Source organism: Halomarina rubra (genome assembly GCF_023699475.1).
GTDB lineage: Archaea > Halobacteriota > Halobacteria > Halobacteriales > Haloarculaceae > Halomarina > Halomarina rubra.
Map to the genome: position 1 here is coordinate 73,970 of NZ_JALXFV010000004.1, position 10,860 is coordinate 84,829.

At 57.3% G+C, this 10,860-nt stretch carries 11 protein-coding genes; 5 read left to right on the forward strand and 6 right to left on the reverse strand.

The annotated features are described in order from the left end of the window. Positions 1–143 precede the first annotated feature (143 nt). On the reverse strand, positions 144–1,802 hold the full coding sequence (locus tag M1L36_RS09695) for a glycosyltransferase family 2 protein (RefSeq protein WP_250873536.1): 1,659 nt from the start codon (positions 1,800–1,802) through the stop codon (positions 144–146). A 546-nt stretch (positions 1,803–2,348) separates the two neighbouring features. Between M1L36_RS09695 and M1L36_RS09700 the strand changes: the two genes are divergently transcribed. Then, the gene (locus tag M1L36_RS09700) at positions 2,349–3,392 is read left to right on the forward strand and encodes a glycoside hydrolase family 26 protein (protein WP_250873537.1); all 1,044 of its coding nucleotides are present in this window, start codon (positions 2,349–2,351) and stop codon (positions 3,390–3,392) included. A 690-nt stretch (positions 3,393–4,082) separates the two neighbouring features. On the opposite strand, the gene M1L36_RS09705 is transcribed toward M1L36_RS09700, so the two are convergent. Further along, complete coding sequence (locus tag M1L36_RS09705) at positions 4,083–4,988, reverse strand: DUF4397 domain-containing protein (RefSeq protein ID WP_250873538.1); 906 nt, start codon at positions 4,986–4,988, stop codon at positions 4,083–4,085. Between the two features lie 327 nt (positions 4,989–5,315). Here M1L36_RS09705 and M1L36_RS09710 point away from each other — a divergent pair, with 327 nt between their 5' ends. Both M1L36_RS09710 and M1L36_RS09715 read left to right on the forward strand, forming a co-directional pair. Further along, positions 5,316–6,554 carry an ABC transporter permease gene (locus M1L36_RS09710; RefSeq protein WP_250873539.1) on the forward strand — a complete coding sequence of 413 codons (1,239 nt, stop codon included), beginning with the start codon at positions 5,316–5,318 and terminating at the stop codon, positions 6,552–6,554. A gap of 87 nt (positions 6,555–6,641) precedes the next feature. Continuing rightward, positions 6,642–7,031, forward strand: a complete 390-nt coding sequence (locus tag M1L36_RS09715; protein WP_250873540.1) for a DUF7979 domain-containing protein — start codon at positions 6,642–6,644, stop codon at positions 7,029–7,031. A 166-nt stretch (positions 7,032–7,197) separates the two neighbouring features. On the opposite strand, the gene M1L36_RS09720 is transcribed toward M1L36_RS09715, so the two are convergent. The 3 genes from M1L36_RS09720 to M1L36_RS09730 all read right to left on the reverse strand — a co-directional run bounded on the left by M1L36_RS09720 (position 7,198) and on the right by M1L36_RS09730 (position 8,963). Beyond that, positions 7,198–7,632, reverse strand: coding sequence for a hypothetical protein (locus M1L36_RS09720; protein ID WP_250873541.1), 435 nt, complete (start codon positions 7,630–7,632; stop codon positions 7,198–7,200). Positions 7,633–7,794: 162 nt separating this feature from the next. Further along, a complete protein-coding gene (locus tag M1L36_RS09725; RefSeq protein ID WP_250873542.1) occupies positions 7,795–8,364 on the reverse strand; it encodes a hypothetical protein in 570 nt (189 codons plus the stop codon). 179 nt (positions 8,365–8,543) lie between these two features. Continuing rightward, complete coding sequence (locus M1L36_RS09730; RefSeq protein WP_250873543.1) at positions 8,544–8,963, reverse strand: hypothetical protein; 420 nt, start codon at positions 8,961–8,963, stop codon at positions 8,544–8,546. A 451-nt stretch (positions 8,964–9,414) separates the two neighbouring features. Between M1L36_RS09730 and M1L36_RS09735 the strand changes: the two genes are divergently transcribed. After that, the gene (locus tag M1L36_RS09735) at positions 9,415–9,624 is read left to right on the forward strand and encodes an antitoxin VapB family protein (RefSeq protein WP_250873544.1); all 210 of its coding nucleotides are present in this window, start codon (positions 9,415–9,417) and stop codon (positions 9,622–9,624) included. Next, the gene (locus M1L36_RS09740; RefSeq protein WP_250873545.1) at positions 9,621–10,013 is read left to right on the forward strand and encodes a PIN domain-containing protein; all 393 of its coding nucleotides are present in this window, start codon (positions 9,621–9,623) and stop codon (positions 10,011–10,013) included. The genes M1L36_RS09735 and M1L36_RS09740 overlap by 4 nt, the downstream gene beginning before the upstream one ends. Before the next feature lie 114 nt (positions 10,014–10,127). On the opposite strand, the gene M1L36_RS09745 is transcribed toward M1L36_RS09740, so the two are convergent. After that, on the reverse strand, positions 10,128–10,685 hold the full coding sequence (locus M1L36_RS09745) for a hypothetical protein (protein ID WP_250873546.1): 558 nt from the start codon (positions 10,683–10,685) through the stop codon (positions 10,128–10,130). Between the last annotated feature and the right edge of the window lie 175 nt (positions 10,686–10,860).

The window sequence follows — 10,860 nt, forward strand, 5'->3', positions numbered from 1 at the left end:
CAGGCTCATTGTTAGTCATAGATGAGGGACATTTAATGAGTGGTGAGATTCGTTTCGTCGAACTGTTTTACACAGATGCGAGGAGGAAGCTCACGGCGTTAGCCGTGGGAGGAATTCGATGAGGGTCGTCGTTCGTCGAGTCCTCAGACCCGTTCGGCGACAGGGTCCTGTGCCAACCGCTTCACGTTTGCCCACTTGCGGTCGTGACTCGATAGCGTGTACGCGATGCTGACCGCAATGACGACTGCTTGGAACAGCGGGTAGGCGACAACGAGGGGTATCGCATACGGGACAAGCCGGAGGCTTTCGCCTTCGAGGCGAATCGCGAGTGTCGCCAGGAACGTTCCGACGAGGGCGAAGTATGTCACCATACCCGCGACGGTCTCGAGGTTGCCAGTGAGGACACTGAGGCCGACCGCGATGGTGACACCAACGGCGACGACTGGTGCCAGAAGCATCGTTCCAAGCCGGAACGGAAAGACGAGTCGGTGGAGATAGCGAGAGGCATCGCTAGCGAATACATCGGCGTGTTTCTGGAGCACTTCGAGGTTGCCGCGGTTCCAGCGGACACGCTGCCGGTAGAGGTCACGCCAGGAGTACGGCGCTTCTGTCCAGACGCGTGCCGAGGAGTGTCTGATCGTCCAGCCCGCTTTCAGGAGTTTGATAGTGACGTCGAAGTCCTCGGTGAGGGTGTCGTTGTCGTAGCCGCCGACCTCGAGAAGTGCTTCACGTCGGAACGCACCGAGACAGCCGGGAACGACCGGGATTGCGCTGAAGTAATCGAACGCTCGCCGGTATGTGTTGATACCGAGGACGTATTCGAGGGTTTGGAGCCGGCTGACACTGTTCTGCCGGTTGACGACGCGGACGTCACTAGCGATGCCACCGACTCGCGAGTCGGTACCAAAGGAGGTGACGATGCGCGCCAGTGCACTCGGTTCAACGAAGCTGTCGGCGTCGATGATGATGACGATCTCACCCGTGGTCGCCTCGAGGCCGTAGTTGAGTGCTGCGTGTTTGCCACTGTTGGGTCTCGTGTGGACCCGTGCTGCGGTCCCTGCGTGCTCACGTGCCTCCGTGAGCGTGCCATCGGTACTCCCATCGTCGACGACCAGCACGTCGAGTTTCTCACTGGGGTACTCCGAGGCGAGGATGTGGTCGATACACCGTCCGACGTATCCTTCCTCATTGTATGCCGGGACGATGACGCTCACCGTTGGGAGTGATGTCTCCGAGTATGCATCATCAGTCGTGGTATAGCGCTGGTAGACTGCGAGTGGGACGACGAACCAGACGTAGACGAAGAACACGACGAACGCCGCGAGGAACAGCGGGGAGCCTGCCTCTCCAGTCCAGAGCCCTGCCAGAGTTGACCCCGCTAACGCCCCCGCGATGAGCGTCACTATCCAGAGCGTGAGTGAAACGGGTTCTAGTCGATGACCGACAGCGCTTGCTCCCGTGGTGATGAACACCGATGCCGAGACGCCCACCACGATTGAGAAGAACATTGTCTCCAGATTCAGGCTGGACGTCAGCCAGAGTACGGTGGTGATGCCGGCCGTGATGAAGCCGGCCATCCAGAGCCTCGGCCGAACGGTCACTCGAACGCCGAACAGTCGGTCGAACACGGTTGGCCATCGCTTCGAGGCGAGAAGCGTCATGCCCACCACTGCCGTGAGGATGCCACACCCAAGCAACACCCACAGCGGCACGAACGTGACGCCGACGACCAGCGAGACAAGCAAGAAAAGCCCACAGAGGAGCACGTTTGCGTTGATGGACCGAACTGCCGCGGTGCTCACCGGAGACACTCCTGAGTCCTGTGAGGGTCTTCGTGGCCTAGGTGGCTGTCTCGACCGGTCTCGACCGACTCGCGACACGTGTCGTCATTCGATTTCACACCATCGGAGGGTCCATTCCACGCACGACCGTCCGAACACGACTGTATCTCCGCCATTACTGTACTGTCGATATTACTGTTGGGGCTTTGTTATTTACAGTATGAATGTACCAAAATTGCTCATTTAATCCGTTGCAGTACTCGAGTTCGAAAATATCTGGGTTGCAGGCCGTTTAACGACTCATTCTAGCGTTTGCTGATTCGAAGTTTCAGCGGCCACTGCCCCTATAACAATCATCTTTCAGTCACTACAGTGTGTATGAATCGTCGGACCTTTCTCGGTCTCAGTGGTGGGGCGGTGGGGGTCTTCCTTGGTGGTGCACAACTGTACAACACCATCGCTCGACGCACAGCCAGCGACGACTCCGACCCTATTGGAGAATCGCTCTCCTCTGGGTCGCCAACGTCGACGCCAACGACCACCGAGGTGCCGTCGACTGACACCTTGATGTCCGAATCGACACCGCAGTCGTTCGAGACGCGCTCGGGCCACCTGTTGCTCGGTGTGACGCCACAGGACGGCACCTTCACCCGGCTCGCTGCCCTCGAACGATGGCAAGGTCGAGAGAACGCCGTCGTCGGTGTCTTCGCCGATGTCGGTCTCTCTGCGGACGAACTCCTGACGTTTGGTGAATCGGTGTTGACCCCGATCTGGGAGCACGGGAGTATCCCGCACGTCATTTGGCAACCGTTCGTGGATGGTCGTGAGGGGACGCCTGCGAGGGTTCCCCAGGACATCGCCGAGGGGACCCACGACCGCCTGTTCGAGCGGTGGGCCGACGTGTTCGACCGATGGCTCCGCCCACGCGAGGGTACCGAGCGTCGACTCTACCTGAATTTCGCCCCCGAGATGAACGGCGATTGGGTGCCGTGGGACGCCTCAGGCGGTGAGACGACACCCGCTGATTACGTCCAGATGTACCGACGAGTCCATGACATCGTGATGGCGACAGGACTGACCAACAATCACGTCCAGTGGGTCTGGACGGTCAATCACGTCGGCCGCGGTTCGTGGTCGTTCGAGGAGTTCTATCCCGGCGATGATTACGTCGATTGGTGTGGCATCCACGGCTACAACTGGTCGAAGTGGGGTGGGTGGATCGCTCCCGAGCACCTCTACGGCGCTGCTCTGACCGCTATTCGAGGCGTGAGCTCGAAGCCGGTCGTAATCTCCGAATACGGCTCGTCTTCACATCTCGACGGAACTACCGATGTCGTCAAGAAAGGCCAGTGGATTCGCGAGGCGTTCGCGTACTTCGAGGCAGAGGACATTCGGATGGCGCTGTGGTTCAACTACGAGAAAGAAACCGACTGGGCGATTTTTGGGGGCGCTCGGGGAACGGAGACGGTCCGTGACGGTTCACGAACGTATAACGCCTACCGCGAGTACCGCAACGCGGTGTCCAGTCCGGGAGTCCTGGCTGCGTATCCTGACCACCCACGGCGACTCACCGACGAGGAGTTCCGCGGTGCGTTCGGCTCAGACCTTTGAAAACGTGATTGTAGTCGCTGAAAAATTGGCTCCCCGATTTGGATCAGCCACCCTGTCGCCATCCACACTGCCCACATCTGGTTGGGACTTCCTCACCGTTCGGTGTGACAGTGACGCTGATTCGGTAGCTCCCACACTCCGGACACTTCGCCGGCTCTACTTCCATAGTGCCCCCCTCATCTGTCTCTCTGAATGAATTATTTGTGACGTTTGTCATAATGATAACCCATTGTTTTGTTAGCAATTCTTGTGTATCCGAGTATCGGGGGTGCAGAAGGTGGCTCACTTCGACGCAAGGATCGTCAGCTACCCACGACTGACGCCGTGGGTGTCCGCCTCAAATCTGTGTGAAATACAACGTGCTGCCGACTTTGTAGAGATATCCCTTTGCAAGAAGTTCTGAAAGTGCGATATCCGCATCGGCTCGCTCGAACGGACCTGCTTCGAGGAGGCTAACTGCCTGGTCTGGCGAAAGGCTCGCTGTGTCTAGAGTGGCTTGCTGGAGATGTTCCAGCGCATCCGATGCATACGGACTGAGTGACGTTTGGCCCTCGTGTGGCATTCGCAGCTATCTATGCTATTGACTCCCTCTATTTCAATCTCCGGTCGAACGGGGGTTCTTCTCCGGACAATCTCTCAACGAGATTGTTCGCTCAACCGAAAGCCTGGGACGGCCGGTCCGTCGAGGAGCTACAACTCGCGGACGCGTAAGCTGAGGCGAGCAGCCGCATCGACACTCGAGATGGCGAACGGCTTGAGCCCGCCAGGCTCGGGTGCCTGGGAGACGAGATACACCGTGTTTTTCGTTCCTTCACGGAAGTTGCCACCCACGGTCGCTCGTTCAGTCCCCTGCTCGCTGATGACGAAGGTGTCGTCTTCGGCGACTTCAACGTAGTCTGTCGCATCGCCAAACGTTGCCTTCTCGACGAGCGTCTCTCCACCGCTGATCGACCCATCGACGTTCGTCTCACCTGCGGTCATCACGCTGACCCGCCCAGCATCTGGCAGGGCATGGACGAACCGTACGTACGTTTTGTCCGGCTCGGGCAGTTCGGTCCGCCCATACGATGGTGGTGATTCGCCTTTGTTGTCGATGAGCGAGAGCAACTGGACCGGTGGCTCGTCATACCCCTCGGAGACGGCTTCACCGGCAGCCAAGAGCGTGTGATTCCGGCCGGCTTTGAACTTAAAGCGGTTGACTTCGACAATCGGGTTGTCCTTTTCTCCTGCGGGGGTAATCTTCAGCCCCAGTGGAATCGCTGGAATATCGGCGTACTCTGCGGGGATGTTCGGTCGAATTGAAGTGTACTGGAGATTCTTCTGAATCGGCACTTCACCCAGCTCCCTGAACTGTGGCAAGAACCCATAGACATCGACCGGAGGAGCGTCCGGAACTACGTGGCCAAACCGGACACGGGCGGTCTTGATTCCTTTGCCGTTGGTCAACTGGTTCATCATTCCCTCGCCGGGGGCATTGCCGTTTCCGTTGCCTTTGTCCTGAGCGGCGACGACGCCTGCCCCACCAACACCTGTCAGCGCGCCAGCCGCGCCCAAGAGCTTCAGTATGTCCCGTCGTGTCGACTGTGAGTCTCCCATAGTGCAACCGCACTATCCGACTATCGTGTGTTAGTTACTAGTGCGAATTACGTTAAAATATTCTATTACATAATGTGTGTATTGTGTATGGCACAATCACAGCTCACCGATGGTTGGGAGGATTGGAGGTTCTTCTCCCAGAACACGTGTCGTTGTCTTCTCTTTCAACGGCCAGCTGAACATTCACAGCGCTCATTTTCAACTGGCTAACTGTGTCTCAAATACCTCTCTGGAATGAAATGCCCCAGCCTGTGGCAACTCTTATTTTCTCATGAGTGGACGAACACTGTGGTGAGGTGACATGAGGTTGTCGTCTCCGGCGTTGATATGCACTGGCGCGAGTCGGTCGGTCTGGCCTGGGATGCGGTTCAGAGCCACCGCATTCGCTCCCTGCTGACGACGATCGGCGTCGTTATCGGCGTCGGTGCAATCATCGCGCTCATCACGCTCAGTGGGAGTCTCCAAGCTGGGTTGGTCGGAAACCTTGCAGGTGATGCCTCGACACTCAACGTCTGGGCCGGCCCGACTGCAACGCCTGACACAATTGGGTCGGGTGCACGACCGGTGTTCACTGAACGGGACCGAGTAGCCATCGAACAACTCGAAAGCGTTGAGCAAGTGCTCGTCCGCGGGAGTGTTGGGCTGTCTGCAATTGAACTTGGCAACGACACAGTGGCCGGCCGTGGTGCCGTCGCTGTCGACGCGGCGTACTTCGAGTCCATCCGTTTCGAAAGCGGTCGAGGGTTCAACAGCGGTGAACGTGCAGTCGTCGTGAACCCTGCTGGTGCTGGTCTCTTCCGTGACAATCTCACCGTCGGGTCGACAGTCCAGTTAACGCCACCACGCGGTGAGCCAGTGGATGCTAAGGTCGTGGGTATCCTTCCAGACTCGAACGCAGTCGACCCGTTCGATGGCCTCGGTGAGAAGCCACGATTCTACGTCCCGATTGACCCGTTTTACCAGCAATCGACGACGCTACAGGGCGTAAACGAATCGACCGTCGTCTACCCTATTATGTTCGTCCGACCCACAAGCGTCAGTGAGGCGACGACGGCACGCGAGGCAGTCCGGTCGTATCTCGAAGACGACTCCGATGCCGCGACGCTCATGCCACAGGGGTATGCATTTTCCATCCAGACCACGGGGCAGTTCTTGACCGTCTTGCTCTCGTTCGTCCGGACGCTCTCGCTGTTCGTCCTCGGTGTCGCTATCATCGCTCTTGTCGTCGGAAGCGTCGGTATCGCGAATGTAATGCTCGTCAGCGTCACCGAGCGGACCCACGAGGTCGGCGTGTTACGAGCGATCGGTGCTCAGCGCCGAGAGATACTCACACTGTTTCTCATCGAAGCGGGCTTAATCGGAATTATTGGCTCGGCCATAGGTGTCGCGGTAGGGCTTCTTGCTGGGTACGTTGGAACTGTGATTCTCGAGGTTCCATTCGTCATCTTCTGGGAGTGGACCGGTCTCGCATTCAGTGTGGGTGTCGCTGTGGGTATCCTCTCGGGGGTGTATCCTGCCTGGCGAGCCTCACGTATCGAGCCCACACAGGCGATGGGCTATGAGTAGCAAAGCCAGAACTCTGCCCTCCAAACTCTCATTGTCAGCGGCTACTGTCCCCGAAAGTTTATGCTCGAATTTAGTCGAGCGGTTGACATGCCTCCCCTTCGACTGCGCGCAAGCGTGCTCGCTGTTCTTCTCGTGCTTCTCGTGTCGATAGCAGGATGTACACTCCCGAGCACGGGAGGCAGCACCCAAACAGACACGCCCACACCACCGACCACGACGGCCTCGGCGCCGGATGCTGTGCGAACGCACTGTCCGTACACGCTCGATACAACGCAGGTTGCTGACGACGATATTAGCCCCAGAACCACACAGTACAACTACTCGAATCTATCCGGGTCACGACAGCGGGAGGTCAAGACCGCTGTCGAGGACGGCGGGATCGTTCTCGGCCACTCAGTGCCGGACATTTGGGGCTACCACGATGTTGTCGTCTGGTATCAAGGCGAGGCATACTCCGTCGGATTCGTCGGGTGCTGAGTCGTTAGACTCGAGGCACAACTCTACCAGCTGCGTCACTCCGAATCGCTGTGAAAGAAACTACTCGCGTCGATTGCCTGGTTTGTTAGATACAGAGCGTGTCTTTCATTCGGAACTCAATACTACGGCTGTATCGAAAGGGCCGCGCTGGAGAAAGGACGCGCACTCAGCAAATTGAGCTGTTCACTATCTCGACGCTCCCGTCGGAGCCTACGGATACTTCAATCCATTCGCAGATTCCAAGCCCCCTCTGCCACACCGTCTCTCCATCCATTGAAAACGTGATATCGTAGGACTGACGACCGAGTGCGTCATCGAGTGTCAATTCGTCATCGGCCTTCAGTGAGTGCGTTTGTTCGTAGACCGGTTCGCTGTTGTCGTGCTCAGTAACCAGAACAGTGAGTGTGAGGTCGTCTCTGGCTCTGATATCGAACTCGGGAGGTCCCGGAGTTGCTAACTGGGGAGTTTCTGTTGGCGATGGTGCCGACGTGGTTTGAGCCGAGTTGGTCGAAGTCGATTGAGGGTCTGCTGTCGATGCACACCCACTGAGTCCAAGGGTGAGGCCAGTTCCAACAGTGGAGAGGAGGGCACGGCGGTTCATACCACGATTCGGTCAACAGGTGGTAAGTGTCTTCTGTGAAGAGTGTTCGACTCGCAGCACATGTCCAACAGCTGCGTCACGCCGAATCGGTGTCAAAACAACCACTGCTTCGCTTGCCGGTTTTGGTAGACAGAGTACGTGAGTGTACAAGCTGCAGCCCACTCAATCGAAGCGGTCGGCTGTCAGTCCGAGTTTGAAATCAATCCGTGTATGGAAGTCGTGAGCAAGGTCCCCTCTGTCGAGGGGGAGTGAGTATCCAGATGCCTCTACGTAGTCATACAGCGCCCAGTGCGCATAGTCGAACTCTTCTTCGAAGCTCCAGTTGCTCTGCGTCGGATACGAGAGGTGCTCGTGGTAGACCTCTGAAGCGTATTCGTAGTACGTGGTCGCCTCCGGTTCGTCGAGCATGAGTAGTCCGTCTCCATGCCACTCGTGGAGTATCGCATCGCGTACGGGGTCGTCAGTAACTGCCACGAGTTCGTCCCACATTGGTCGGACGAATTCGAACAATCGGATAGCCCGCCTGTGATTCCCGGCGCGTACGTCGGCGCTGATGGCTTCGAGTGCGTGAGCGTAGCCGATGAACGACGAGTGCTTGGGTTCATAATCGGCGTCGATGAATCCAGCGAACGCTCTCAGAGCGTAGTATTCGGCTGCGATTTCGCTATCGCCTCTGTCATCTAATTCGGTGGCTTCTCCGTACAGGGACGGGAACAGTTCTCGCAACCCCATTCTTGACGACTCGATGAACCGGATCGACTTAGCTCTCAGTCTGGTCGATACACACGCGGCACACGTCTACCAGCTGCGTCACGCTGAATCGGTGTGAAACAAACTGTTCGCGTCGCTGACTGGTTTTGGTAGACAGAGCGCGTGGGTGTATCAGTTTGTCAGTCTCGATCCAACAGCGGTCAACAGCACGGGTCCACGTCACTCTCCGATAGAGGTGCCGTGCCGCTACCGTAGACCTCATCGGCCATTCGGACCCCGAGGGCATAGTGATTGGTTTTATACTCGAGATACGTTTCTTCTCCCTTCATCCGGTTGGAAAAGGATTCCATGGCGCTTGCCTGTTCATCATTGTCGTCCAAGCATGCCCGAACGACGCCGTCGTCAACTCCCGTCTGAAGAATCGACTGCTCAGAGTCAGACAACTCGGAGAATCGGATAATCGTTGCTTGTTCAGGTACCGTATCGGTACGCTTGACCGTAATTTCTCCGTCGTGTGGCATTGAGGTGCCGAAGAACCCCTGACTACAACTACCCGAACAGCCAGCGAGCATCGACGCAGGGGCGAGACCGAGGGAGGCGAGGAGGGACCGACGGTTCATATGTGCGAATTCAATGACGATTCGATAAGTACCTTCTGTAAAAAGGAAAAAGAGTGTGATAGACTCGCGGCACGTGTCTCTCAGTTGTATCAATCCGAACTGGTCTGGAATCAGCGCTGTTCGGTGTTCACCGGAATTGATAGACAGAGAGCGTCTGTGTACCGTGAGTCAGCGGCTCACGAGTGAACTCGTGGGCTTGTCAGTGGACAGCCAATCTCCCGACGAGAACTCCCCGTCAGGTGTAAGCGTCCCTGACTTCAGAGCCAGCTGACTCGTGGCTCGACCAGCCGAACGCGTTCGGCTCGACTGGCCATAGTCGTGCTCCGCGAACCACTGGAACGCGACGTTCCGCGCCGCGTTATGACCCCTCTGGATAGCTTCGCGTAGCCAACGCCGAGCGGTGAGCTACTCTGGGCAACTCTCATGTATACTGTGGCGTATACGGACTTGCATGAGCAAGAGCATTCGTGTTGATGATGAGACTCACTCGGCGCTCGCAGCACTGAAAGGTGACGACGAAACCTTCAACGATCTGCTCGCTCGCCTCCTTGAGGAGCGACGTAAGTCCGTCCGCGAAGGCGCGGGCCTCTGGGAAGGGACCGACGCCGCGGAGAAAGCTCGCGATGCCCGAAAAGAGATGAAACGGAGCGTCGGGAAGTGACGCTATACGACAGTAGCGTTCTCATCGATTACCTCGATGGTGATGATACCGCCGTTGAGTACATCGACGCACACCTCGACGAGCGAGCTGTTACGACGCCGCTAGTGATGTTCGAAGTGTACCAGGGGGAGGTGTTCAAGTCGGGCCCCCCGGATTTCGACGCCGTAGAGAATGCATTGGAGTGGGTTGACGTCATTGAGGAGACCGGCGACCTTGCCCGTGTGGCCGCTGAACTTCAGTCGAATCTCCAGCGCCGAGGCCAGACGCTCGCCGCTCGTGACGCGTTCATCGCAGGGACAGCGCACGGATTCGGTGAATCGCTCGCAGTCGCGGATTCGGACTTTGACGTCGATGGAATCACTGACGAAATCGACGTGGACTTTCTCTGAACAGCATCCGACTCGGTGTACGGCGAACCCGCTGAGCCAAGTCGAATCGGCGTCGAAGAATCTGGAGCGTTGCTTGCCGTGTTTGTTAGACAGAGAGCGTGAGTCTATCGGGTCTTACGCGTCGTTGACGCGTCCGTCCCAACTGTAGCTGTTCACTGTCGTCTCGTTTGGCGCCCGCTCCAACGGTGATGTCGTATCTACGCGGAGAAACCCGACTGAGTGGTCCTCGTCGACGGCTTTCATGTACGGGTCAACGGTGGCTGTCCCCCCGATTGAAAGAGTGTTGAAGACGGACCGGGACACATGTCCGTTCGCCGGTTCGGATCCATCCTCTGGAACGATGTTCGTGTCGTAGTGAACGTACGAGTATTGACCGCTCACCCGTTCGTGTATCTGTTCGGAAACAGCCATCGAGTGGCCTTGGAAGATTCCAGAGAGGATGTCTGGGTACTCTCCCGTCACCAACCGTTCTTCTGGTTCGTATGTGAGTACAGCGGCCACGACGTCAGAAACAGTTCCATCGTCGGTCGGTACGCCGATGGTGAGGGTCTTGGTCGCGACCGTCCCAGAGGTGGTTTGACCACTCGAACAACCAGCTAAGCCAGCAACGCTCGCGGCCCCAATCAGACCAAGAACCTCTCGTCTGGACGGCACAATTTCCATGATGACCACTGAGGTAAGTATCTTCAGGTGATTGATACACACGCGGCACGGGTCTACCAGCCGAGTCACCACGAACTGACGTGAAAACAACCCCCGTTCATTGCTTGCCGGTTTTGGTAGATAGAGAGCGTGAGTCTATCAGCGGGAGATCCAAACTCTCATAGTTCTGCCAGTTTCGTCGTGC

Excerpts from the sequence above, each read along its gene's own strand:
- M1L36_RS09715 (WP_250873540.1), top strand. The coding sequence starts at position 6,642 with ATGCCTCCCCTTCGACTGCGCGCAAGCGTGCTCGCTGTTCTTCTCGTG.
- M1L36_RS09705 (WP_250873538.1), bottom strand. The coding sequence starts at position 4,988 with ATGGGAGACTCACAGTCGACACGACGGGACATACTGAAGCTCTTGGGC.
- M1L36_RS09735 (WP_250873544.1), top strand. The coding sequence starts at position 9,415 with ATGAGCAAGAGCATTCGTGTTGATGATGAGACTCACTCGGCGCTCGCA.
- M1L36_RS09725 (WP_250873542.1), bottom strand. The coding sequence starts at position 8,364 with ATGGGGTTGCGAGAACTGTTCCCGTCCCTGTACGGAGAAGCCACCGAA.
- M1L36_RS09720 (WP_250873541.1), bottom strand. The coding sequence starts at position 7,632 with ATGAACCGCCGTGCCCTCCTCTCCACTGTTGGAACTGGCCTCACCCTT.
- M1L36_RS09730 (WP_250873543.1), bottom strand. The coding sequence starts at position 8,963 with ATGAACCGTCGGTCCCTCCTCGCCTCCCTCGGTCTCGCCCCTGCGTCG.
- M1L36_RS09700 (WP_250873537.1), top strand. The coding sequence starts at position 2,349 with ATGTCCGAATCGACACCGCAGTCGTTCGAGACGCGCTCGGGCCACCTG.
- M1L36_RS09710 (WP_250873539.1), top strand. The coding sequence starts at position 5,316 with ATGCACTGGCGCGAGTCGGTCGGTCTGGCCTGGGATGCGGTTCAGAGC.